Here is a 25,048-nt window from a genome sequence, read left to right as displayed (position 1 = left end):
GTTAAGGTTTATCCCCCCTGTAATATGCCTGAACCATTGCCCTACGCTGTCAATTCCGTATGATCGGTTATTCTTCTGAATTGAAGAGTCTTCTTTAAGGGAGGAAAATTCTTACAATCCTCAAATATGGTCATGCGAAAAATTTCTCACTTTACCTCAGCTCCAAGATCTTCAATTCCAGCTGACTTGCCCCATGGCGAGTCTCCTGGATTTACCTTCTGTTTTGCCTCACCCATTAACTCATCAACTGCAAGCCACGCCATACACTTGGGACATTGCCTCATGCTGATGGAATCGTCCACCCGAGCGTTGTACAAATAACGGAACTTGCTAACCGGTGCCTCATAATCGCACTCAACACATCTCATAATCTCATTCCCTCCTTTCATTTAGCCAGGAATTCCTTTGCCTTTCCCACCTCAAAACGGCTTCCTATATAGATGGGACAACGCTGATTTAACTCTTCTACCTTAATGGACAGGATGTCTTCTTTGCCATCGGTGGCTAATCCGCCAGCCTGTTCAACGATGAATGCAACGGGTTGAAGCTCAAACAGGAGGCGTAATTTCCCCCGGGGGCTCTTTTTTAATGCAGGATAGGTAAAGATGCCGCCCTTTTTGATCAGAATCTGATTAATGTCCGGTACAAACCCCCCGCTGTAACGGAGTTTGTATCCCGCCTCTTCCAGATATTCCACATAGCTCAGGTGTTCCGCCGTCCAGTCCTTCCTCAATCCCCCCAGAGAGTAAATTGACCCCCGTTCCTTCAAGGTGATATTTTCCTCAGAGAGGACATATTCCCCTTCCCTGTTTAAAACAAACTCATGGGTCCCTTTGCCAGCCGTATATACCATCGTGATCAGGGGACCATACGTGATATACATAGCTGCTACCATTGTTTTTTTTCCTTCAGCAAAGATTGACTCCTTATGAATGCCGATGATGGTACCGATGGAAAGATTACTGTCCACGAGAGAAGAACCATCAAGGGGATCCGCCGTGACGAAATATTTCTCGTCACCCTTGCCGATCTTTATAACGGCATCACCCTCCTCTGAGCTATACTCCCGGACAAATCCTGAAAACTGAAGTTGATTTCTGAGGATCTCGTCGGCACTTCTGTCGAGGGACAGTTGCTCTTCCCCGTAAATATTTCTAAAACCGGCCAGTTTCCGGTTTGATTCGTGGATCTTGGCAGAGATGTATTTTCCTGTAACGGCTATTTGCCATATAAGCCTCCGGAGTTCTACCTCTACACCGGCCAGCCACATTTGCCGCCGCAGGTCAACGGTAAATTTTGTATAATCCGATATACCCTCGCCCATAATTTTTATCCCTCTACAACAATCTTTATGCAAGCATTCAGCTATCAGCCTCCAGTTTTCAGCTAAAACAAAAAGATGCCAGGGGGCACTGATCGCTGACGGCTGAATGCTTGTAAAATACGTAAGTTCTTGTTTTGACCTGTCTTACTGATCGCTGATAGCTGATCGCTTACCTTAAATATTATACTTACAAGCCTATTACGCTTAGCAGGAACTTACTTCTTTTGCCGAAAGATATTACAGAAAGGAAGGCTGTTTGTCAAGGATATAATGTTTTGAGCATAAGACTTAGGCAACCTTGGTTGTTCAGGATGGGCACTCTCACTTACATGACTGGTAAAATCCTTCATTTCATGGAGAGCCTCTGCAAGTGTAATTGATTCATTAAATAGTGTTTTAGGTTGGGAAATGCCTTCGTGTAATATTCAATCGCCTTTCCCATTACGATAGTAAAAAGAGTTGCAGAGATCTACCGGATGGATGTGGGAAAGGTTTTGGCAAGGGGTCGCCAGCAGCAGCGGGTTAATGCGCGGAGCCTTTTTTGCCAGTATTCCCACTGGCATTATCTCCCTCTAAAAACTGGATCCCGTTTCTCAACAAAAGACTTCATACCCTCAACCCTATCTTCACTGTTCCAGCACACACTGAGAGTCATCACTTCATAATCCACTGCCTGGGCCAGGTCCATCTTATAAAAATTCTGAAGGCCTCTCTTTGCCAGGGCTATTGGTATCGGGGCGTTTTTTGCGATCTTCTGGGCCAGTTCCTTTGTTGCCTGAGGAAGTTCATCATGGGGCACTATCCTATTAACCATACCAATTCGCAACGCTTCTTCAGCGTCTATTATATCCCCGGTGAAGATCAATTCCGCTGCTTTGGCGTAGCCAACCAGCCTCGGCAAAAACCATACACCTCCCCAATCCGGATGGACTCCCCGCTTAACAAATACCTCGGAAAATCTGGCACGGTCACTTGCAATCCGGATATCACACGAAAGGGCAAGGTTGCACCCACCACCTGCAGCCACCCCATTGACAGAGGCAATAACCGGTTTTTCTACAGAATTGATTAACAGAACGATCTTACTCATAGCAGGTCGTTCATTGGTAGCAGTCTTCGAAATGGCCTTTGTGCTCTCAGAAACAAATTCATCCACATCGCCGCCTGCGCAAAATGCCTTCCCCGCTCCTGTAAAAATTATAACCCTTACATCACTATCCGAACAGGCAAGTTCAAGGGCTTCCAGTATCTCCTGTCGCATATTGCCGCCTAAGGCATTGTATTTCTCAGGGCGATTTAAAGTGATCGTACCAACACCGCCCTCCTTTTCAAATAACACGAATTCCCATTCCATTTCTACCCCCTGTTTTTATAGTAACCTATGAACAAAAGGTTCTAGCCAGCTCTGAAGATAATCCCTTGGCTTCTTCAACCATCTGTCTAATAAGCTCATCAATGCTCATAACCTCCCTTATCAATCCAGCTATCTGTCCTGCTACCATGAGCATATTATCCGGATCATCTCTATACTCATTGCCGAGTTTGTCTACAAAAGCATTGATTTCCTTTTGGCTTGCTCCTCTTTCCTCCAATTCACGGATAGCCATAACTCCTTTATTTTTCAGCGTCCTGAGGGGGAAGCCCTTTTTTGCTGCGATCATAGTGCTATTATCTTTGGCGGCCAGGATCGCCTGCTTGTACACATCAGAGATTGGACACTCCTTTGTAGCAAGAAAACGGGTCCCCATCTGAATCCCCTCTGCACCTAAGGCGTGCACCGCTACCCAACCCCGTGCATCACCTATACCCCCTGCTGCAACGACCGGTATTTTCACCGCATCTACTGCCTGTGGTATGAGAGCCAATGTGCTCACCTCATCATGTCCCACGTGTCCGCCTGCTTCCGTTCCTACGGCAATAACAGCGTCTACCCCCGCATCCTCTGCCTTCTTCGCCATGTCTACTGTAGGGGCCACGTGCAATACCTTAATCCCTGCCTCTTTAATCCTCTTTATGAGTTTGGCCGCATCCCCGGCAGAGGTAGTAATTGTCTTTATCCCCTCTTCAATAGCTATCTCCAGGGCATCAAAGGCATTGGGTCTGTATACGGGGATATTTATGCCGATGGGTTCGTCCGTCAATTCACGGGCTTTCCTAATCTGTTTTCTCAAAGGCTCTGCTTCCATTCCTGAAGCAGCAATTAAACCAAAGCCCCCAGCGTTGGACATGGCAGCCGCCATTTCAGCAAGGGTAATAAACCGCATCGCCCCTAAGATAATCGGGTATTTAGAACCCAATATCTCGGTGATCCTGTTTTTCATAAAAACTCCTTTTCAATGGTACATTCACTCTTCACAGAGTATAAGATAGGGAAGTCATGGACCTGCCCTAGGTTTAAAAATGAGCGCTATCTCTCTTTCCAGGTAGGTGACCTCTTCTCCACGAAGGCTTTAAAACCCTCCATTATGTCCTCAGTGCGCATCAGGCTATGAATTGCATGGTCTGTTAGAGACATGGCATCAGGGCGGCTCATATCCTCGCCTCTCCGAAGCAGCTCTTTTACTACCCTTATTGCGAGAGGACTATTTTGACACATCCTCTCCGCCATCTCCGTTGCCGTAGGGAGAAGCTTATCAGTGGAAACTATTCGGTTCACCAGCCCCACCTCGTAGGCCCTCTGAACGCTGATTCTATCAGTGGTAAGGAGCATTTCATAGGCAACCCCTCGGGGGATATAGCGCTGGAGAAGCGCGGTAAAGGTCGCCGGCATGCCCAACCTCGGCTCCGGTACCCCAAATTGAGCGCTCTCAACAGCAATCCTTATATCGCTTATCCAACGCCAGTCACAAACCTCCACCAAGACAATATCCGTTGATGGCCGCAATAATGGGTTTCGAGACATCATAGCGTGCAGGAGATGCACGCCAAACAGGCGCCTCTTTCTCCCAAGAGATCACCCTTGACGGAGGATTGCCCTTCATCGCCTCCAACATCTCTACGTCCGATGCGATATCAACCCCGGCGCAAAATGCCCTCCCCGCGCCTGTGAGTACACCCACCCACACGTCATCATCGTCCCTGAAATCCACCCAGGTCTTCGCTAACTCACTGACAAGCTCAGGATTCAGGGCGTTCAACTTCTCAGGACGATTCAGGGTAATATGGGCGATCTTACCCTTCTTCTCATAGATAACTAACGACATAAATCACCTCCTCGGCACTAACCCTTTAAAGTAAATATTACGTCACAACATTCGTCGCCAGCTGCTACTGTCTTCAAGATAGAGAGATCAATTTCTTCCCCTGTAGCCGCTTCAAAGATCCCTATATCCATATTCATCATAGCCTCACATATGGGACGACCGGCGCCAGCCAAGCCCAATGCGCACCGTTCACTTTTTACCCTAATCCTCTTTTCTGTGAGTTCGAGTAGTGTTACCGGACTTTTACGCCGTCTGGCACTTTCCCAAAATGCATTGCCAACACTCTTGAGGTCAAAGGAACCCAAATTTTTTCTCATTTGGTTTCCAATAGCCCTTCCCAACTTACAGCACACCTCCCCTATAAGAGGCAAAACCTCATCACCATACTTTTTATAAACCATACGGCTCAGGAGTGCCAGTGCATCCCTCGCAGTATTCACCTCAACTTCTTTCAACGAGTCCATGACAACTTCCTAATTTAACAGTCGCTTTTCATTGCAAATTAAAGGTTTTTTGGAGCTTATATTCGTGTAAAGATGGTCTCAAGAAATAGACCCCTTCTCTTCCGGTTGGTCAAATATTTTCCTTCCTCTTTTCCTCAAATCTACCTCTTTCACCTTGCCACTCGTGGTCATGGGAAACTCCTTTAAGGGAAGCTCTCTTTGTTCACCAGTAGCTTTGTTGATAACCAAAAGTTTACCCATGTCCTCGCTGTAAGCATTCAGCTATCACCCTCCAGTCTTCAGTTGAAACAGGATGATACGCTTACCTTTATTATACTTACAAACCCATTACGCTTAGCAGGAACTTACTTCTTTTGCCAAAAGATATTACAGAAAGGAAGACTATTTGTCAAAGGATAATAATAAAGGGCTGTCTGTATAAGGATAATAAAGGGTACAAGTCCGTGATTGATTAAATGCAGCGAAAGTATCCGAAGCATCACCAACCTAAAATTAGATTGCCAGGTACACGGAAGTTGTGTATGATTTTCGATTATGAGGTTCATTGAAGAAAGAGCGTAGAGAAGGGTATCTTCAGGGCAAAGATTTAGAGAAAAAATTTATCCAGGGAGGTATACAAATCATGCAGGTTTTAGTGATGTATTACTCCAAATCGGGACATACCAGGAAATTGGCCGAAGAAATCGCCAGGGGTGTCAAGGGAGTTGAAAATGTAGCCTGTCTTCTAAAGCCGATATCTGAAGTGACGAAAGAGGATTTTATAACTTCTGACGGCATTATCGCTGGTTCGCCCGTTTATTTTGGAGGAATGGCGGCAGAAATGAAGGCGGTTTTCGATAAATATGTTGGCATCCGCAAGAACATGGAAGATAAGATAGGCGCCGCCTTTGCAACGTCCGGCGATCCTTCCGGCGGAAAAGAGACGACCATGATGACGATCATCCACGCCTTTCTGATCTATGGTATGATTATCGTAGGGGACCCCTTAGATGCAACCGGTCATTACGGTGTTTCCTGTGTCGGAGCGCCGGATAACCATGCGGCCGACAATGCGGCAAAATTAGGAAAGAGGGTGGCACTGCTGGTCAAAAAATTGAAGGGCTAACATAAAACAAAATATTCATGTCTCAAAGAGACACAAAGGACAATGAAATAGGGTGAAGGAAGTGAAAAGTCTCGGGATATGCATAGGCGCCACAACCCTGTCCGCCGTTGTAATCGAAAGGGAAAGAGATGGTCATATCCAAACAATATTTACACAAATAGGGTCTCATGACGGGAACCCACGAGAGGCCATCCTTGAAGTGTTCAGAAATTTACCCGGGGACAGCTTTTCCCGGGTGGCCGTCACGGGTAGAAAGTTCAGGCATGCGCTTAATCTTTCCTCTATCCCAGAGGCGGAAGCGGTGGAATCTGCCCTTTCACATCTAAACAGCGATGGAAACTACCTCGATGCCGTTGTAAGCGCCGGAGGGGAAACATTTCTCGTTTACGTCCTGGGGAAGGATGGAAGAATCTGCTCTGTTCAGACGGGCAACAAATGTGCTTCAGGGACAGGAGAGTTTTTTATGCAGCAGATCCGGAGGATAGGCATCTCCCTTGCGGAGGCGATTCATTTTGCCCGCGAGGAGAAACCCTACAAGGTTTCCGGGCGCTGCAGCGTTTTCTGCAAGAGTGATTGTACGCATGCAACAAATAAGGGGGTGCCGAAGGGACGGATTGCCGCCGGATTATGTGAGATGATGGCCGGCAAGATACTGGAGGTGATGAAGCATGTCCCCCGCAACAATATTATGATTGTCGGTGGTACCGCCCAGAACCCCGTTCTGATTGACTGTCTGAAAAGGGAAATCAGAAATTTAACCGTGCCGAAAGAGGCGCCTTATTTCGAGGCACTCGGCGCCGCCATATGGGCCCTGAATCATGAAACAGTACCCATCCCTCCACGGGAAAGACTTTTCCGAAAGGAAGGGGGGTCTTTTTCCTATCTTCCTCCTCTGCAGGATTTTCAAGACATGGTGGATTTCAAGACCATGGAAAGGGGGGTCGTAAGGGAGGGTGACCGCTGTATTTTGGGACTCGATGTGGGATCAACCACCACGAAGGCTGTCCTGCTGAGGATTGAAGACGACAGGATCCTAACTTCCGTGTATTTGAGGACGAAGGGTAATCCTGTACAGGCATCGAGAGAATGTTACGCCAGTCTCCATGCCCAGCTCGGCGACCTGAAAGATAAAATATGTATTGTTGGTCTTGGGGTAACCGGTTCCGGCAGGCAGATAGCGGGATTGCACGCCATGACCGAGGGAATCGTCAATGAGATTATTGCCCATGCCACGGGGGCGCTGTTTTTTAACCGGGAAGTGGACACTATCTTCGAGATTGGCGGGCAGGATGCAAAATATACCTATATAAGGAATGGGGTGCCTTCGGACTACGCCATGAACGATGCCTGCAGCGCAGGGACGGGGTCTTTCCTCGAGGAAGCGGCCAAAGAAACAATGGGAATTGAGATGGAGGCAATCGGAGACATCGCCATTTGCGGACGAAAGCCCCCCAACTTCAATGATCAATGCGCCGCCTTTATCAGCAGCGATATAAAGAATGCCTCCCATGAGGGCATGACAAGAGAGGATATTGTCGCGGGCCTGGTATACTCGATCTGCATGAACTACAACAACCGTGTAAAGGGAAACAGGCCCGTGGGGAATAATATCTTCATGCAGGGAGGCGTCTGTTACAATCAGGCGGTGCCGATAGCCATGGCTTCTCTCACGGGGAAGAGAATCGTCGTGCCCCCGGAGGCGGGACTGATGGGCGCCTTTGGTGTCGCCCTCGAGATAAAACGCAGGATGCAACTCAATCTCGTGGAGGAGAGAGAATTTTCCCTCAAAACGCTAAAGGACAGGACCATAGAATACGAAAAACCTTTCATCTGTCCGGGAGGAAAGAAGAAATGCGATCGGAAATGTGAGATCGCCAGGATCAGAATAGAGGGAAAGACCTATCCTTTCGGGGGTGCCTGTAATAGATGGTACAACCTGCGCTTCAATATCCACGTGGATGCGGAAAAACTCGATCTCGTAAGGAACCGTGAGAATCTCATCTTCCGCAAGTATGTTCCCCCATCGGAAGAGCCAGGGGGTCATTCCAAAACGATAGGGATTAATAAATCTTTCCTGGTGAACACCTACTATCCGTTGTACCACCATTTTTTCTCCCGCCTCGGCTTTCGTGTACTGCTCCCGGAGGCATCCGAGCAGGAGGGGGTTGACCGTGCCCGGGCACCTTTCTGTTATCCCGCTGAAATCGCCCATGGTTTTCTCTCCCATCTCCTGAAAAGGAAACCGGATTACCTGTTTCTCCCCCAATTAAAAGGGATGTATGCGGAAAGGGGCTACAGGCACAGCACAACCTGTCCACTTCTCCAGGGTGAACCCTATTACCTCACCAGTGCCTTCAAGGATCAGGAGACATTCAGAGAAATGCTCTCCAAAAAGAGAGTGCTCAAGCCGGTCATTGACTTTTCCAGGGGGTATGAGGCGGCAGGGGATGTCTTTACCGTGATGGCGGGAAAGCTGGGATGTGGAAGGAAAAAGGCACACCACGCCTTCGCCGAGGCATTGAAGGTTCGAAGAAGGGTCACAGAGGAGATGAAGGAGGTGGGGCTTGAGTTCTTAAGAGAGCTGGAAAGGGAACCGGAGCGGTATGCTGCTGTCATCTTTGGCAGATCCTACAACGCCTTCGTATCAGAGGCAAATATGGGGATTCCCCAAAAATTTGCCTCCCGGGGAGTGGCGGCGATCCCCTTCGATTTTCTCCCCTTCAGTGAGGAAGCGGTTGAGGACGGGATGTACTGGTCGGCAGGACAGGTGATTCTCAAAGGAGCTCGGTTCGTGGAAAGACATCCGCAACTCTTCGGGTGCTACATGACGAATTTTTCCTGCGGTCCAGATTCCTTCCTCGTGGGATACTTCCGCACGATTATGGGAAGGAAACCCTTTCTGATCCTTGAACTGGATTCTCACGTGGCCGATGCCGGCCTAGAGACAAGGATCGAGGCCTTCATGGACATCATTAAAAATTACAGAGAGTTATCAAGGAAAAGCCTTTATACCCCCGTTCCTGCCGCGCCGGCGAGGGCATATTTCGATCCCGGAAAGCAGGTCTTCATAGATGTAAAAGGCAGGGAGTATCCCTTCGCTCACCCCCATGTTCACCTTGTTTTTCCCTCCATGGGTAGGCTTACCACTAAAACGACCTCCGCTGTATTCAGATCCATGGGTATCCGCGCCACCGCCTTCCCGGCCGCTAATGAGGAAGCGCTTAAATTAGGCAGGGGAAACACGAGCTGCAAAGAATGCCTCCCCCTGCTGTTGACTGTGGGCAGTCTCCTGAAATATCTCCAGAGCAGGGAAACGGATGACGAACTCCTCGTCTATTTTATGCCCGGAGCGTCAGGACCCTGCCGGTTCGGGCAATACTACTATTTTATCAGGGACCTGATTTCCCGGGCAGGGATAGAGGATGTTGCCCTCTTTTCCCTTAATGCGGAAAACAGTTATACAGGTTTTGGCGGCAATGATTTCACCCTGAAGCTCTGGTCTGCCATCGTGATCTCCGATATTATGCAGGATATTTATTCCTTACTCCTCGTAAATGCGAGGGACAGGGAGGCGGCTCTTGCCGCTTACGAGAATGAATGCAGGAGGATCATCGAGGCATTGGAGAGATCGCCAGATTTTAAAGACCTGAAAAAGGCTCTTCTCACCGTGGCAGATAATCTGCAGGCGATACCGGTAAAGAGACATCCGCGGGACACCCCCACTGTTTTAGTCGCCGGCGAAATATTTGTCCGCCATGACGACATTTCGAGACAGTTTCTCGTGGAAAAGCTGGCCGAACAAGGTCTGGCCACAAAGGTTTCCAGCCTTATGGAATGGGTTTATTACACAGACTGGTGCTATCTGAGAAATCTGGGTGGTAACACGCCCAACCTCAGGGAAAGGCTGTCACTCTTTCTGAGATCAAGGTGGATGAAAAGCTATGAAAGGGCATTCAAGAAAATCATGGCCAGGTCAAACCTGCTTCCCTACAGGATGGAGGTGGTGGACCACCTGATCAGTAATGTGCGACATTTGATTAATCCAGAGTTAGTGGGTGAAGCCATCCTGACGATTGGTTCCGCCGTAACCGAGATACTCAATCCTTACTGCGGGGTGATAGCCATTGGTCCTTTTGGGTGCATGCCCAATCGTCTATCGGAAGCCATCCTGACGAGAGAGATGAGTGCAGATTGGAGCTCACCGGCATCGGGTAAGCATCGCAGAGACGCAGGAAATCTTCTAAAAAATGTTCGGGAACTCCCGTTTCTCGCCATTGAGAGCGATGGGAACCCCTTTCCCCAGATCATCACAGCGAAATTAGAGGTTTTCCTGTTGCAGGCGGCAAGGGTACATAGAGAAATGAGAGGATAAGGGGAAGATGGTTTTACAGAAAAATCTCTATACCCGTCTGGAATGGGCCGGTGCGTTTGGTGATATCGGGACTTTAATACCCTTTGTTGTCGCCTATATTACCATCGTAGGCATTGATCCCCTGGGACTTCTATTTATGTTCGGCATCTCCAAAATTGTCGCCGGTTTTTATTACAAGACACCGATTCCCATCCAGCCCATGAAAGCCATAGGTGCGGCGGCTATTGCCGGGGGCGTGAGCCCTTCGATGCTTTTTGGCGCTGGTCTTACCACAGGACTCTTCTGGCTCGTCTTAGGCGCCACAGGAATGGTAAAAAAGGTAAGTGGCCTTGCCAGCAAACCTGTTGTGCGCGGGATTATGCTCGGACTGGGGCTTTCGTTCATCGTGGAGGGGATTAAGCAGATGAGGACAAACTTTTTACTGGCCGGGATCGCCCTCGTCGTTACCTATCTCCTTTTGACCAACCCCAAGATACCGGCCATGTTTATCCTTCTGATTATAGGCGTCATCTCAGCAATTATCATAAATCCCGGCCTGATTTCTGAGCTGGCAAAGATCAATTGGGGATTTAAATTGCCTACATTTGCCCTTGGTAAATTTACCTGGAATGACATTGTAAAAGGCACATTGATCTTTACCCTGCCACAGATACCACTGACCCTGGGCAACGCAGTCATCGCAATAACTGCCGAGAACAACGAACTTTTTCACGACAGACCGGTAACCGAAAAGAAGATGGCCATCTCCACCGGGATAATGAATATCATCTCGCCTCTCTTAGGAGGTGTTCCCATGTGTCATGGCGCCGGCGGTATGGCAGGGCATGTCCGCTTCGGAGCAAGGACAGGTGGTGCACTGGTCATACTCGGAACCATTGTTATTATTATCGCCCTATTTTTCAGCGATTCTGTGTCTATTATCTTTAAGATCTTCCCCGGTGCGATCCTGGGGGTGATCCTCTTTTTTGCAGGTGCCGAACTGGCGCTGGTGGTAAGGGATATTGGTGATAACAAGACTGACTTTTATGTGATGCTCATTGTAGCGGGATTCGCCATGTGGAATATGGGGGTGGCTTTCCTTGTGGGGGTGATCCTCGACAATGCGTTAAAGAGGGGCTGGATAAAGATTTAGGAGTTAGGAGTTGGAGGTTACCCCCCCCCCAAAAAGTATTGACATCTGCATTATTTTGTTTTAGATAAAAACATATTGTTTTAGAGGTTTCCTGAAAATGTACTCTGGTGTGGGAATAGATCTGGCAATAATGATGAGCACAGTGGCCATCCTGGGCCTCGCCCTCCCCCTTTGCCGCTTGTATCATACCCACCGCCCGTCGTTTTTAGGTGATCCATAACCAACAATCAAGAGTGTAACCTGAAGGCCATGGGCAAAAACCCATGGCCTTTTTATTTTTGGCAGAAAAGTAGACGATTAACATTATTTGAGATGAAAGGAGCAGACTTATGGATTCAACACGGGAGAGGATATTTATATTCGATACGACACTCAGGGATGGCGAACAATCACCGGGGGCGAGCATGAACCTGGACGAGAAGCTCAGGTTCGCCCGGCAGCTCGAAAAATTAGGGGTGGATATTATTGAGGCTGGATTTCCCGTTGCTTCAGAGGGAGACTTTGCCTCGGTCAGACAAATTGCCCGGGAGATTAGGGGTTCACAGATTGCCGCTCTTGCCACGGCCAATCTGGCCGATATTGACCGGGCCTGGGAAGCCGTTGAAGAGGCAAATACCCCCTGGATACATGTCTTTTTGTCCTCCTCGGACATCCATCTGAAGTATCAACTCAGAAAAACACGGAATCAGATCCTAAAGGAGGCATGTGCCGCTGTGGCACATGCCCGTACCTATACTGAGAACGTTGAATTTTCACCCATGGATGCCACAAGGACGGACAAGGATTACCTGTGTGATATGGTCGAAGCGGCTATCTCTTCAGGCGCCAGAACGGTAAACATACCGGATACCGTGGGTTATGCCATCCCTGAAGAGTTCGGCGAATTGATCACCTACCTCTTTGAGAAGGTCAAAAATATCCATCAGGCGATCATCTCATGTCACTGTCATGACGATCTCGGTCTGGCAGTGGCAAATTCTCTTGCCGCCGTAAGACAGGGGGCAAGACAGGTAGAATGCACGATCAACGGCATCGGGGAGAGGGCCGGAAATGCCGCTATGGAGGAGATAGTGATGGCCCTCAAAACGAGAAAAGACCTCTTCGGATTTTACACGGGGATCAAGACGGAGTACATCTATCAAACATCCCGGCTTTTAACCCAGATTACCGGCATCCCCGTTCAGCCGAACAAGGCAATTGTGGGCGCCAACGCGTTTGCCCACGAGTCAGGTATCCATCAGGATGGTCTGATAAAGAAGAAAATTACCTACGAGATTATGACACCTCAATCAGTGGGCATAGCGGACACTCATCTCGTCCTCGGGAAGCATTCGGGCCGTCACGCCATTACCGAACACCTCAAAAAGATGGGTCACACCCTGACCAGGGAAGAACTGGACAGGGTTTTTATCCGGTTTAAGGAACTTGCCGACATCAAAAAAGAGATATTCGATGAGGATCTGGAAGTTATTCTCTATGAAGAGGTAATGAAGACAGAGGATAAATACAAACTGATCTACCTCAACGTGGTAAGCGGCAATGTAGCCATCCCCACGGCAACCATGCAGATGGAGGTTGACGGAGTGATCGTTCAGGATGCCGGTTTCGGTGTCGGTCCCGTGGATGCAACCTTTGCCGCGATCAGAAAAATCACAAAGACCAACTACCCCCTCTTAAGATATGCAGTCAATGCTGTCACGGGAGGAACTGATGCCCAGGGAGAGGCAACGGTTCAACTAAAATTCGATGGGCGATCTGTGGTGGGACGTGGCGCCCATCCCGATGTCATCGTTGCCTCGGCGAAGGCATATATCAATGCGTTGAATCGGCTTGAAGGCCTCAGGAGAGATACCAGAGAGGTTCAAGTTGAGAGACCTTTTCAAAGGTCTCGTTGAATAAAATGGGATTTTGTTGTAAATCCATGTAAAACTGATCACGGAAAAAAGCAGATGGGAATGACGATCACGGAAAAGATTCTCTTTCAGCATACGGACATCAGAGAGATATGTCCCGGAATGCTGATCAATGCGAGGGCAGACATTGTTCTGGGAAACGATGTGACGGCGCCCATCGCCATCGGAGAATTTAAAAAAGCCGGCGGGAGGAAGGTTTTTGACCGGAACAGGGTGGTCCTGATACCAGACCATTTTACACCCAATAAAGATATCGCTTCAGCCCAGCAGTGCAAGATCCTGAGAGACTTTGCGAAAGAACAGGAAATCACCCACTACTACGAGGTTGGTGAGGTCGGCATCGAGCATGCCCTCCTTCCCGAGCAGGGTATTGTCCTTCCCGGGGACCTGGTCATTGGGGCAGACAGCCATACCTGCACTTACGGTGCTCTGGGGGCCTTTGCCACCGGTGTCGGCAGTACCGATCTGGCCGCGGCCATGCTGACCGGTGAAGCCTGGTTCAAGGTTCCCGAAACGATAAAGATTATCTTTTACGGCAGCCCCGGGAAATGGGTCTCCGGCAAGGACTTGATCCTCTATGTCATCGGTCTGACCGGGGTGGATGGGGCCCTGTACCGGGCCATGGAGTTTACCGGCGAGACCATCTGCCATCTCAGTATGGCAGATAGATTCACCATTGCCAACATGGTCATCGAGGCGGGGGCAAAAAACGGCATCTTTATCCCCGACGAGGTAACGAAAGAGTATGTGCAGAGCAGGGCAAAACGGTCTTATACCTCCTATTCTTCCGATCCTGACGCAGTCTATTCTGAAGTCATGGAAATTGATGTGAGCAGAATCGAGCCGCAGGTTGCCTTCCCCCATCTCCCCTCAAACGTAAGAGGCATCAGTGAGGCAGGGGATGTTAAGATAGACCAGGTGGTCATCGGTTCGTGTACCAACGGCAGGATCGAAGACCTGAGGGTGGCCGCCGGCATCTTGAAAAATAGAAAGGTGGCTCCCTACGTCCGGTTGATCATTATACCTGCCACCCGCGAGACGTACAGGATGGCTCTGGGAGAAGGTCTCCTCGAGATATTCCTCGATGCCCATGCTGTCATCAGTACCCCGACCTGTGGGCCCTGCCTGGGCGGACACATGGGAATACTCGCCGCTGGCGAAAGGGCCGTTGCCACCACGAACAGAAACTTTGTCGGGCGCATGGGACATCCAGGAAGCGAAGTATACCTGGCCAATCCGGCTGTTGCTGCCGCTTCGGCAATCCTGGGAAGAATCGCCAGCCCCGAGGAAATAAGTCATAAGTCGTAAGTCGTAAGTCATAAGTCGTAAGTCGTAAGTCGGGAAACAACTGATCGCTGACAACTGGCAACCGACAACTTTTTCAGAAATCTCGGGGGAAACTTGATGTCATGAAGTTCAGGGGAAGAGTCTGGAAGTTTGGCAACGATATAGACACCGATGCAATCATTCCGGCCCGCTATTTAAATACATCGGATCCTGAGATACTTGCCGCCCACTGTATGGAGGACGCCGATCCCGGATTTGCGAAGAAGGTCAAAAGCGGTGATATTATTGTGGCGGGGAAGAATTTTGGCTGCGGATCTTCGAGGGAGCATGCACCCATCGCCATCAAGGCGGCGGGAATTTCTTGTGTCATCGCCAAAAGCTTTGCCCGGATATTTTACAGAAATGCATTCAATATGGGCCTACCGATCTTCGAGTGCAGGGATCTATGGGATTTAGTTTCGGAAGGTCAGCAGATTGAGGTGGACGGGGATGCGGGACGTATTGTCATTACGAACTCTGATATGGAACCACTCTATACTAATCCCATTCCACCGTTTATGCAGGAACTCGTCAGAGACGGCGGCCTGATGAAGCATCTAGCGAGAAAGAGCGGACAGTATTGAAATGAAACCCACATGACGGGTACCCGTCACAAAGAATGATGAAAATCTCCCCTAACCCCTCTTTTCCAAAGAGGGGAATTTCCCCCCTTTAGTAAAGGGGGGGAGGGGGGATTTGAGGTGCATTTTCAAGTGAAAGAGAAGAGGTGTAAGATTGCCGTATTCCCGGGTGATGGAATCGGTCCAGAGATTATCAGAGAGGCCCTGAAGGTTTTACAGGTAATTTCCGCCGTCTCCGATGTAATCTTTGAGATCGAAGAAGGGCTGGTAGGTGGTGCTGCCTGCGATCACCACGGAGACCCCCTCCCCGAGAAAAGCCTGAACATGGCCTTGGGGAGTGATGCTGTTCTCCTTGGCGCCGTGGGAGGGCCGAAGTGGGATTCTCTTCCTTACCATTTAAGGCCGGAAAGGGCGCTCCTCGGGTTGAGGAAAAGGCTGGAACTTTTTGCCAATTTGAGACCTGTTGTAGCTTTTGAGGAGTTGTTAGATGCCTCACCGCTGAAGTGCAACATCGTCAAGGGTATTGATATCATGATTGTCCGGGAACTGACGGGTGACGCCTACTTCGGCAAACCACGGGGAATCGTAGTGGAGAACGGGATAAGAGTCGGGATAAATACGATTATTTATTCTGAGGAGGAGATCAGGAGGATTGCCAGGATTGCTTTTGAGACTGCCCTGAAACGCCGGAAGAGTCTTGTTTCTGTGGACAAGGCCAACGTCCTGGAGAGCAGCCAGCTCTGGAGAGATGTGGTAACCGAGGTCGGCCATGACTTTCCCGATGTGGAACTGAAACACATGTATGTGGACAACTGTGCCATGCAGTTGATCTGGCATCCCTCCCAGTTTGACGTGATCGTCACCACCAACATGTTTGGCGATATCCTGAGTGATGAGGCCTCCATGTTGACCGGTTCTATCGGGATGCTCCCTTCCGCAAGTCTGGGACAGAAGACGGCCATGTATGAGCCAATCCACGGATCCGCCCCGGATATTGCCGGCCAGAATATCGCCAATCCCCTAGCCACCATCCTATCCGTGGCCATGATGCTCCAGTATTCCTTTGGGATGTCAAAAGAAGCCGATGCGATCGAGGATGCCGTCAGGGAGGTACTGAAAGATGGTTTCCGGACAGGTGATATTTACCGGGACAGTACACTCCCTATCGGTACCAGAGAAATGGGAGACGAGGTAGTAAGAAAGCTCAAAGCATTGCTGAAACCGGCGTGAAGGAGAAGGTATGGCAGGAGGTAAAAAAACGGGGTACAAAGATGTGTGATCTCCGTACCCCGAAAAAAGGTTCATAAATGTCAATCAAAGGTTACTTAGCAGCAGGGGCTACCTCTTCCTCATTCCTCAGCCGGTTTTTCTTCCTTTGCAGCACCCTCCTTCTTTACCTTCTTGGCACGCTTCTTAATTACTTTAAGGGCAACATTCTTGTCGTCCTTCGTCACGTAGCTGACCTTTACCTTGTCCCCTACCTGGATCTTGGGACATACCTTGAGACAGGGACATGCTTTTTCTAAAACAATTTCCATGATCTCTGCTTTTCCCTTTACAGTACGCTCGATCTTCAACATCGTATCGGAGATCTCCATGACTTTCCCCGTAGCACTCATCTTGGTCTCCTTAGCAGCCGGAGCTGCTTTAGCTGGAGCGGCACCGGGCTTCTCAACCGCAAAGGCCGAGGCACAGAAGAGAAAAGACACTGCAACAAAAAACACCAAAAAACGCTTCATCTTGAACTACCTCCTCTTTAATTTATTTGCCGTTATGTTATGTAACGCAATTGGTATGCCACACTGTGAATAGTATTAAGATTAATCTATTAACTATGAGAAAGTCAAGGGAAAAATTATCGCTCAGACAAGAAAATAAAAATCGGCCCGGAAAAATTGGCGAATTGTTCCTCAAATGACTGGAAATTTTTCCTCTCCTTACCCTCTCACTCCTTGTCTTTTACCCCTTGCCTCTTCCCGGAAAATACTCTATGAAGAAACTTTAGAGGCAGATGAGACCTTTGAAAATTGGCTTCATCAGGGCTCAAAATCTTTTTTCGACCATGTTGAAAGTTAAACAATTTCGCTACGCTGTAGACAACCTGGGTTATCTGGTTTACGGAAAGAGCTCTGCCCTGGCCATTGACGGCGGCGCTTCCGAAAAAATACTCTCTTTCATTAAGACCAACAAGCTGAATCTGGTACTCGTGGCAAACACCCATGCTCATCCCGATCACATGGCGGGAAATAGAGATCTTCTCGAGAGAACAGGGACCCTGCTTTTAATGTACGGGGACATGCCAGACAACGGAGAGCTTAACCTCGAAGGCCACAAGATTCATATTTACCATACCCCGGGGCACTCCTACGACTCCATATGCTTTCACTTAGATAACATTCTGATCACAGGAGATACCTTTTTTAACGGCACGATCGGAAACTGCTTTACCGGTGACATCAAGGCATTTTATCTTTCCATCAAGAGGATCATGAGTTTACCCTGCAGCACCATTATATACGCAGGACACGATTACCTTAAAGATGCGATGTCCTTCGCCAGACGTCTCGAACCGGATAACAGGGACATTGATCTTTTTCTGAGGAACTATAATCCAGGCCATGTGTACTCCACCATGAAAGATGAGCGGAGGGTTAATCCGTATCTCCGTTTTAATGAGGAAAAGATGATTACCCTTCTCAGGAAAATGGGTCTCTCCTGGGAAACTGAATGGGAAAGATGGCAGTCCCTGATGACGCTGGAGTGACAGTTTCTAAAGCTCTGGGCTCTGGGTTTATACTCCTCCCTGTATTACTTTTTCCTTTTCTAAGGATGCTATTTCCTCATCCCCATAGCCCAACTCTCTCAGCAGGATTTTATTGTGTTCTCCTACCTCAGGGGCAGGGGAGAGCTCAGCATCCTTTTTCTCGGAAAATTTTACGGGAAAGGGATGAACAAAATATCCTCCCTCCCGGTTTTTTTCAATCAATCCGCGAAATATCAGATGCGGATCAGCATCCACCTCCGAGAGGGCGTTAACCGGCGCTACAGGGATATTGTTCTCCGTGCAGAGCTTGAGCCATTCATCCCTGTCCTTTTCGCTGACCACCTTTTCCATGATGGGCTTGATCTCCTCGCTATGTTTATTACGTCCCTCCCAAGTGTTGTACTTTTCTATCAGCAGGTCGGCCCGTCCGATGAGACGACAGAAATTTTCCCAGAAATGTGTCTCCACGGCACCGAGAGAGATATATTTCCCATCCTTTGTCCTGAATATCCCATAGGAGCCTCGCTGCATAAACGTCCTTTTATCCGGTTTCCCCTGGGCAAGCCATTCACAGATACGGGGCCCCATCCAGGCAAATAGCCCATCTGTCATGGAAACATCAATGTAGCGCCCCTTTTTCTCTTTTAAATAGTAACAGTAGGCGGCAAGGATCGAGGAAAGGGCAAACATGGTCCCGCATATATCCGCCGCCTGAATCCCGCTGACAGCTTCAGGAGGAGAATCAATGTTGCCGCTTATGCTTAAAAGACCGGACACGCCCTGGTAGTTGAGATCATGCCCGGGGATATCCGCATAGGGACCGGATTGTCCGTAACCGGAAATAGAACAATAGATGATCGCAGGATTTACCTTTTTGACATTCTCATAATCTATACCCAATCTCTTGACCACACCCGGTCGGAAGCCTTCCAGCATCACGTTGCAATCCTTTGTTAGCTTGAAAAATATCTCTTTTCCTTTTTCGCTTTTCAGATTCAGGGTGATGCTCTTCTTGTTGCGATTTAAAAAGGCAAAAAGCCCCGATATCATCTGCCGCATGGGATCGCCCCCCCCCACCGGTTCCACCTTAATCACCTCCGCCCCTAAGGATGCAAGCATGAGAGAGCAGAACGGACCGGGAAGCAATGACGATAGATCCAAGACTTTCATTCCTTTTAACAACATACCATTCTCCTTCTTTTATGTCGTATGTCTTATGTCGTATGTCTTATGTCCTACGACGTATGACGTATGACGTATGTCTTATAGGTAGTATTTCCTCGGGTCAAACATCCTCAGTAAAATCAATTCTTCCAAGCTTGGTGGGGGTATCTCCTCCGGATGGGAAGAAACCTTTAAATCCCAGCCACAGTTCTCCCTGATCTGACGGACGTGGTCTTCCGGGGTGTTAAACTGGGGGTTTCGGAAATAACCGGTAAGGGTAAATTCCTGATCGTCCCCTATCTTTTCGAAGAGACCCAGCGTAGATACCAGTGTCTTTACAACTTTCCCCGGGGAGGTAATGTAACTCACCTTATCTACAAACCTTCCCTCCATCTGGACGGCGATGGCGATCACCTCCCTGGCGGAACTGGCGATATCATTTGCCCCCCCTGATCCGACGATGTATAAGAGTTTCTCGGGGATCTTTGTGATATTGATATTGCCGTACCTGTCTATCTCACCCACCGCGAGGGTCCCGATGCACCTGTTTCTCGAACCGCTCAGAAATATTCCCATCACATCATGGATGTCTGTCATCGCCTTGCAGGAGGGGAAATTCCGGTGGTTAAAGACGGCCGGATCAAAGGGTGTGGGGGTGTAACCGTATATCCCTATCTCCGCCATGAGTTCTATGTCAAATCCTTCCTCCTTCAGGGCAAAATAGGCAAGCCAGGCGGCAAGATTGGCGATCCCCGCCCCGGCAAGGACCGTTCTGTAATCATTTTCTCTAATCCTCTCTCTTGTCTTCCGCCCGGCAACGACAACGGCCATCTCCAAGGGGGTATACTCGGGAGAGTCATACTCCTTTGTAAGCGCCTCCACATCATACCGCCATGAATCGGGATGGACCCTGCCTTTCAGGCTAAGGATTCTCTCGTAACCCAGCTTCTCGATATATTCACTATGGTCCCTACACCCCAGGACCCATTTATTTATCCATCTGTCAAACTCTTCCGGGTCCTTCGCCGCCTTGCATACCGCAGCCACAAAGTCATAATCCTCGCAATAAACGGGGAAATCACTGATACCTCTGTTGGACAGTCCACTGGGATGCGCACCGAAGGGGACCTCACACACTGCCGTTACATAATCCCCCGGGAGTTTCATGAGGTGGGAGTATTGCCTTATATAATCTGTGGATACTATCTTTTCCACCGTCACAATAGTTCCGTTTTTGCTTGCCATACACCCATACATGTTATCCGCGTACGGCGGGAGAAGCAGTGTATTCCCGTATCTATCCGCAGCCCAGCCGTGGGTTATGGAGATATCGGGATAGAGGGCCTTTAGCAGCCCGACCTTTTCCCCGCTGGAAAAGGGATCATCCATGATAATGAAATCCTCTCTGTTCTCTTCCGCCATGCTGCTTCCGATCAGCGATCTCGTCGGCATGAAGGCCACCCCCATGGCGGCGGCCTTCAACCTCAAGGGCACGGATAAGATAGACCAGATCTCTATTTCCGTTGTTTTTTCCCTATATGCCCTTTGAAAGACGGCATTCGGTCCCGGTGTATGATAGGGATCTCCACAGTAACTGGTAATGAGCTTCTTTGCCAACCCCCCATGCACCAGGACTGCAATGGGATGGTTTAACGATATACCGACCAGCGTAAAAGCGGGGGTTTTCCCCCAGAATTGCCTTGCCAGCTCGTATATGGCCGCCGTGCACCACCTGATACCGGTCTGGCAGAAATGTATGGTCATCCCGGGCTTTACGTTCTTCCTTATGGCCTCACCCAGCTCACATACCTTGTCTGTCCCTTCGTATTCCCTTATCTTGAAATTATTTTCTAATACCCTTCTGACTCTCTCCTTCATTACTCTCCACTACCCTTTCTTACTGTCACCGGCCCCTCTTCCGTATGGTTACCATTAACCGAATCTCCCCCCGCTTACATGAATCACTTCTCCCGAGATAAAACTCGATTCATCTGAGACGAGGAAGAGGATCGTGTTTGCCACGTCTATAGTTTCACCAATCCTCTTTATCGGCTGATTCGCTAACATCCTCTCCTTTATCGTCTCAAACTTCGGATGAGATTTCGTCAACTCGGTAGCAATCAGACCCGGGGCGATAGCATTGACATTTATGTCATACCGACCCAATTCCCAGGCAAGGGACTTGGTCAGACCTATGATCCCCGCCTTCGCAGATGAATAGTTAGCCTGACCCGGGTTTCCATGCCATGCCCGGGAAGATATATTTACGATTTTCCCATATTTTTGTTCCACCATATATTTCGAGGCAAACTTGGCGCAGAGGAACGCCCCTTTAAGGTCGGTATCAATAACATCATCCCAGTCCGCCTCCGTCATATCTTTTACCAGCACATCTCTGTTGAATCCAGCATTGTTGACCAGGATGTCCAGTCTTCCAAATTCTCTAACTGCCCTTTCCATCAAGACCTCTACCTCACCGATTCTGGTCACATCTGTCTTTACAGCGATGGCCGCCCCTCCCTTAGCCTTTATGTCGTTAGCTACCTTGATAGCGCCTTCCTCATTTACGTCAGTAACTATAACCCTGGCCCCCTCTTCGGAAAGCCTGCGTACTGTTGTTTCACCTATGCCCCTTCCGGAGCCGGTTACAACCGCCACTCTGTCCTTGACTCTCATCACACCTATCCTCCTTTATGTCCTTCTTTTTATCATTAACTGGGTTTCACCCTCCTGAACCATCTCCCCCCGCTGGTTATACACCTCTCTCTTCAGGACATAGACCCCTCTCTCAGGATTTTTCGTCTCCTTCTTATCCACGACCCGGACCTTCACGGTAAGGGTATCGCCGATCTTGATAGGCCCCTTGAATTTCCATTCCAGGCCGAGAAAGGCGACAAGGTTTTTTGACGTTTGCAGGCAAAATTCCGTGCGTGTAAAGAGACCGGAAGCGATGGCCAATCCTAAAAGCCCATGGGCGATCCTGGTTCCAAAGGCGGTATTCTTACCAAACTCTTCACTGGTGTGAAGCTCATTGTAATCTCCGGAAAGACCGGCAAAATTTACAATGTCCGCCTCTGTAACAGTGCGGGAGGGAGTTGTGTACTCCTCCCCAATCTCCAGGTCTTCCCAGTACCTCGATACTGATTCCTCTGCCATATCAAAAACTCCTCCCTTTTATTTTTTTACATGTGTCCACATGTCTGTATGTGGTATTATAATATCTGGATCCCAAAAACTCCAATGTTCGCCTGATCCTTAACATAAAAAAACAGGGATGTCCACTTTAAAAATCACAGCCATGGCAAGACAGTTGCCGATTCGTGACAACGGGGAGGGGGTATATGAGGACATAACTTTCGTTATTGAAGCCGGGATGATCGGTGGTGTGCCAGGCTTTGGGCTTAACTTTAACACCGCAATTAATGCGGCGGGTATCATCGGTCAACCATCTATGATGGATTTCCTCGATGGTGGGGGACATGATATCTCCTGCGTTGGATTCGCCCAGATTGATCGCCAGGGAAATGTAAATGCAAGCAAGTTAGGGGGAAGGATAACCAGGATTGGTGGGTTTCTTAAAGATCGAAGATGGGAAAGTAAAGATCATTAAAGATGGGGAGGTCCTGAAGTTTATTGATCAGGTCGAACAAATTAGTGTAAGTGGGGAATATGCGTTAGAAGTCGGTCAACCGGTAAAAATTATTACGGAAAGAGCCGTTTTTGAATGGGCAAAGGAAGGGCTTGTACTTACGGAAATTGCTCCGGGAGTAAATCTTCAGGGACATGTCTTAAACAGGATGAGCTTTAAACCGTTGATTTCCCGTGAACTGAAAGAAATGCCCGCAGAGATTTTCCGGGAACCACTTTTAAAACTCAAAGAAAAGCCACCCTGGTCTTGAACCTGTTACGGATTATCCTTAAATAAACAGAGGAGGTTAAAATGACTGAAAGAAAAGAAGTGGGTAAAGTTATCTACGAGAAGGACGGCAGCATTGCAACGATTATTTTGAATTACCCGGAGAAGTTGAATGTGATGGATTTTCCAGGAGACGGGGGGATATGTGATAACTTCTACAGGGACGCACTGGGGATGGCGGAGGAGGATGACGAGATAAAGGTGGTGTTGATAAAGGCGGCCGGGAGAGGCTTCTGCGCCGGACACGACCTGACCAGGGTAGGGTTTGTGTATGGACTGGAGCCGGGAAAGACTGCCGGACAGCAGGCAAGGCTTAAAGTTGACAATACCTGGTTTGACAAGACTTTTCGCAGATTATTTCTCTTTCCCAAGATAACGATTGCCGTGGTACATGGGATAGCCTTCGGGGAAGGGTTTTTTATTACCGAGTGCTGCGATATGGCGATTGCTGCCGAGGATGCCATATTCAGTCATCGGGAGCAGAGGCTTGCCTTCGGCGGGCAGGTCTCCCCTCTGGCGATTATGACCTATGGTCTGAAGAGGGCGCTTGACATCTGGCTTACAGGCAGAACGGTGAGCGCCGAGGAAGCATTGCAGATCGGGCTGGTAAACAGAGTAGTGCCGAATGATAAGCTGGATGAGGCGGCGGATAATTTGGCCGCTGATTTGGCCACTCTGGGACGGGATGTCATTGCGATAGGCAAGGCATCACGCCAGGTAACGTATGCTCAGGTGGGAATCCTTGCCGGATGGGATACCACCGGTTTACTCCACACCCTGGGTACAAACGTGCACTGGCAGCCCGGGGAGTATAACTTCTTCAAGGAAAGGAAGAACAAAGGGGCAAAGAGTGGTTTCCACGGGCTTCATGGGCAATTTGAAGAATAGAGGGACAGGACAGGGAAAATTTAACGAATGACATAGTACTATGTAACGTCTATTTCCATGAATATTTCCGCCACCCCGTTTCTCACGTATTCATCGTCAATGCGTACCGGCTGTCCAGGTGCACAAGGTATCGGCTCACGGATTTCGCCGATCACTTGCTTGCAAGATTCATCCATGCACACCACCGGATAGTCAAGATTATACGGTATGTGATAGCCGTTGACAGCAGATGAAGATGAATCACAGATCTTCGAGCGGGCTGATTACGCCTTCACCGCCTTGCTGTAGAACGTGCGTGTAGATCATTGTCGTCTGCACATCTTTGTGGCCCAGCAAACTCTGAATCGTACGGATATCTGTGCCTCGCCGGAGCAAATCCGTTGCAAACGAATGGCGAAAGGTGTGCGCACTGACCTGCTTCTGGACACCGGCGGTCCGCACGGCATTTGCAATTGCCTTGTTGATGGGACTGGGATCCAGATGGTGCCGGCGAACGATGCCTGTGCGCGGGTCGGTTGACAGGCTTTGAGCGGGGAAGACGTACTGCCATTGCCACTGCCTTGCGGCATGGGGGTATTTCCTGGCAAGAGCGTGGGGTAGGTAGACTTCACCGTATCCGCTGGCAAGATCTCCTTCGTGTACGATTCTGACATGCCCCAAATGCGTCTCCAACGGCGCTTGGAGACTGGGCGGAAATGTCGTGACTCTGTCTTTGTCCCCTTTGCCGCTGCGGACTGTCAGTGCCTTCATATCAAAGTCAATATCATGCACCCTCAGCCTCAGGCATTCGATGATGCGCAACCCGGAACCGTACAACAGTTTAACAACAAGCTGATGAATTCCGGTCATCGCACCAATGATCCGCTTCGTCTCATCGCGAGTCAAGACAACAGGAA

26 protein-coding genes are annotated in these 25,048 nt (G+C 49.1%); 11 read left to right on the top strand and 15 right to left on the bottom strand.

The features are described from left to right. Positions 1–146: 146 nt before the first annotated feature. The 8 genes from QMD03_03260 to QMD03_03225 form a co-directional block, all read right to left on the bottom strand. Positions 147–368, bottom strand: a complete 222-nt coding sequence (locus QMD03_03260) for a hypothetical protein (GenBank protein MDI6776250.1) — start codon at positions 366–368, stop codon at positions 147–149. Between the two features lie 17 nt (positions 369–385). Continuing rightward, positions 386–1,324, bottom strand: a complete 939-nt coding sequence (locus QMD03_03255) for a class 1 fructose-bisphosphatase (protein MDI6776249.1) — start codon at positions 1,322–1,324, stop codon at positions 386–388. Positions 1,325–1,886: 562 nt separating this feature from the next. Continuing rightward, a complete protein-coding gene (locus QMD03_03250) occupies positions 1,887–2,678 on the bottom strand; it encodes an enoyl-CoA hydratase (GenBank protein MDI6776248.1) in 792 nt (263 codons plus the stop codon). 25 nt (positions 2,679–2,703) lie between these two features. Beyond that, on the bottom strand, positions 2,704–3,645 hold the full coding sequence (locus QMD03_03245; protein MDI6776247.1) for a nitronate monooxygenase: 942 nt from the start codon (positions 3,643–3,645) through the stop codon (positions 2,704–2,706). 86 nt (positions 3,646–3,731) lie between these two features. Further along, on the bottom strand, positions 3,732–4,181 hold the full coding sequence (locus QMD03_03240; protein MDI6776246.1) for an enoyl-CoA hydratase-related protein: 450 nt from the start codon (positions 4,179–4,181) through the stop codon (positions 3,732–3,734). After that, complete coding sequence (locus tag QMD03_03235; GenBank protein MDI6776245.1) at positions 4,168–4,527, bottom strand: enoyl-CoA hydratase/isomerase family protein; 360 nt, start codon at positions 4,525–4,527, stop codon at positions 4,168–4,170. The genes QMD03_03240 and QMD03_03235 overlap by 14 nt, the downstream gene beginning before the upstream one ends. 17 nt (positions 4,528–4,544) lie before the next feature. Beyond that, on the bottom strand, positions 4,545–4,982 hold the full coding sequence (locus QMD03_03230) for a hypothetical protein (protein MDI6776244.1): 438 nt from the start codon (positions 4,980–4,982) through the stop codon (positions 4,545–4,547). 87 nt (positions 4,983–5,069) lie between these two features. Beyond that, positions 5,070–5,219, bottom strand: coding sequence for a hypothetical protein (locus tag QMD03_03225; protein MDI6776243.1), 150 nt, complete (start codon positions 5,217–5,219; stop codon positions 5,070–5,072). A gap of 316 nt (positions 5,220–5,535) precedes the next feature. Between QMD03_03225 and QMD03_03220 the strand changes: the two genes are divergently transcribed. From QMD03_03220 to leuB, 7 genes are all read left to right on the top strand, one after another. Further along, complete coding sequence (locus QMD03_03220) at positions 5,536–6,096, top strand: NAD(P)H-dependent oxidoreductase (protein MDI6776242.1); 561 nt, start codon at positions 5,536–5,538, stop codon at positions 6,094–6,096. A gap of 52 nt (positions 6,097–6,148) precedes the next feature. Next, positions 6,149–10,468 carry an acyl-CoA dehydratase activase gene (locus QMD03_03215; protein ID MDI6776241.1) on the top strand — a complete coding sequence of 1,440 codons (4,320 nt, stop codon included), beginning with the start codon at positions 6,149–6,151 and terminating at the stop codon, positions 10,466–10,468. Between the two features lie 7 nt (positions 10,469–10,475). Beyond that, positions 10,476–11,600 (top strand): putative sulfate/molybdate transporter, encoded by a 1,125-nt coding sequence (locus QMD03_03210; protein MDI6776240.1) that lies wholly within the window; start codon positions 10,476–10,478, stop codon positions 11,598–11,600. 329 nt (positions 11,601–11,929) lie between these two features. Further along, positions 11,930–13,495 carry a 2-isopropylmalate synthase gene (locus tag QMD03_03205; protein ID MDI6776239.1) on the top strand — a complete coding sequence of 522 codons (1,566 nt, stop codon included), beginning with the start codon at positions 11,930–11,932 and terminating at the stop codon, positions 13,493–13,495. Between the two features lie 54 nt (positions 13,496–13,549). Then, positions 13,550–14,821 (top strand): 3-isopropylmalate dehydratase large subunit, encoded by a 1,272-nt coding sequence (gene leuC / locus QMD03_03200; GenBank protein MDI6776238.1) that lies wholly within the window; start codon positions 13,550–13,552, stop codon positions 14,819–14,821. Between the two features lie 101 nt (positions 14,822–14,922). After that, the gene (locus QMD03_03195) at positions 14,923–15,423 is read left to right on the top strand and encodes a 3-isopropylmalate dehydratase small subunit (GenBank protein ID MDI6776237.1); all 501 of its coding nucleotides are present in this window, start codon (positions 14,923–14,925) and stop codon (positions 15,421–15,423) included. 117 nt (positions 15,424–15,540) lie between these two features. Then, positions 15,541–16,650 carry a 3-isopropylmalate dehydrogenase gene (leuB, locus tag QMD03_03190; GenBank protein ID MDI6776236.1) on the top strand — a complete coding sequence of 370 codons (1,110 nt, stop codon included), beginning with the start codon at positions 15,541–15,543 and terminating at the stop codon, positions 16,648–16,650. A gap of 119 nt (positions 16,651–16,769) precedes the next feature. Here leuB and QMD03_03185 read toward each other — a convergent pair whose 3' ends face one another. Continuing rightward, the gene (locus QMD03_03185; GenBank protein MDI6776235.1) at positions 16,770–17,159 is read right to left on the bottom strand and encodes a hypothetical protein; all 390 of its coding nucleotides are present in this window, start codon (positions 17,157–17,159) and stop codon (positions 16,770–16,772) included. 272 nt (positions 17,160–17,431) lie between these two features. On the opposite strand from QMD03_03185, the gene QMD03_03180 reads away from it, so the two are divergent. Further along, a complete protein-coding gene (locus QMD03_03180) occupies positions 17,432–18,184 on the top strand; it encodes an MBL fold metallo-hydrolase (GenBank protein ID MDI6776234.1) in 753 nt (250 codons plus the stop codon). A 27-nt stretch (positions 18,185–18,211) separates the two neighbouring features. On the opposite strand, the gene QMD03_03175 is transcribed toward QMD03_03180, so the two are convergent. The 4 genes from QMD03_03175 to QMD03_03160 all read right to left on the bottom strand — a co-directional run bounded on the left by QMD03_03175 (position 18,212) and on the right by QMD03_03160 (position 22,504). After that, entirely contained in the window at positions 18,212–19,369 is a 1,158-nt protein-coding gene (locus QMD03_03175; GenBank protein MDI6776233.1) for a CaiB/BaiF CoA-transferase family protein, read from the bottom strand. Positions 19,370–19,447: 78 nt separating this feature from the next. Continuing rightward, entirely contained in the window at positions 19,448–21,226 is a 1,779-nt protein-coding gene (locus tag QMD03_03170; protein ID MDI6776232.1) for a CoA-transferase, read from the bottom strand. A gap of 54 nt (positions 21,227–21,280) precedes the next feature. Then, positions 21,281–22,024 carry a 3-oxoacyl-ACP reductase FabG gene (gene fabG / locus QMD03_03165; GenBank protein MDI6776231.1) on the bottom strand — a complete coding sequence of 248 codons (744 nt, stop codon included), beginning with the start codon at positions 22,022–22,024 and terminating at the stop codon, positions 21,281–21,283. Positions 22,025–22,039: 15 nt separating this feature from the next. After that, on the bottom strand, positions 22,040–22,504 hold the full coding sequence (locus QMD03_03160) for a MaoC/PaaZ C-terminal domain-containing protein (protein MDI6776230.1): 465 nt from the start codon (positions 22,502–22,504) through the stop codon (positions 22,040–22,042). 142 nt (positions 22,505–22,646) lie between these two features. Here QMD03_03160 and QMD03_03155 point away from each other — a divergent pair, with 142 nt between their 5' ends. The 3 genes from QMD03_03155 to QMD03_03145 are packed head-to-tail and all read left to right on the top strand — an operon-like array spanning position 22,647 to position 24,152. After that, positions 22,647–22,958 (top strand): hypothetical protein, encoded by a 312-nt coding sequence (locus QMD03_03155; protein ID MDI6776229.1) that lies wholly within the window; start codon positions 22,647–22,649, stop codon positions 22,956–22,958. Beyond that, positions 22,912–23,247 (top strand): hypothetical protein, encoded by a 336-nt coding sequence (locus QMD03_03150; protein MDI6776228.1) that lies wholly within the window; start codon positions 22,912–22,914, stop codon positions 23,245–23,247. The genes QMD03_03155 and QMD03_03150 overlap by 47 nt, the downstream gene beginning before the upstream one ends. Before the next feature lie 41 nt (positions 23,248–23,288). Further along, positions 23,289–24,152: an enoyl-CoA hydratase/isomerase family protein gene (locus QMD03_03145; protein MDI6776227.1), complete on the top strand. Its 864-nt coding sequence runs from the start codon at positions 23,289–23,291 to the stop codon at positions 24,150–24,152. A gap of 38 nt (positions 24,153–24,190) precedes the next feature. On the opposite strand, the gene QMD03_03140 is transcribed toward QMD03_03145, so the two are convergent. Both QMD03_03140 and QMD03_03135 read right to left on the bottom strand, forming a co-directional pair. Further along, positions 24,191–24,328, bottom strand: coding sequence for a hypothetical protein (locus tag QMD03_03140; protein ID MDI6776226.1), 138 nt, complete (start codon positions 24,326–24,328; stop codon positions 24,191–24,193). A 64-nt stretch (positions 24,329–24,392) separates the two neighbouring features. Beyond that, positions 24,393–25,048: integron integrase (locus tag QMD03_03135; GenBank protein MDI6776225.1), on the bottom strand; the 656-nt coding region annotated here is incomplete at its 5' end.

This window comes from Syntrophales bacterium (assembly GCA_030018935.1).
Taxonomy (GTDB): domain Bacteria; phylum Desulfobacterota; class Syntrophia; order Syntrophales; family CG2-30-49-12; genus CG2-30-49-12.
The sequence above is the reverse complement of the archived record's forward strand: the minus strand, read 5'-3'. Positions and strand labels throughout refer to the sequence as shown.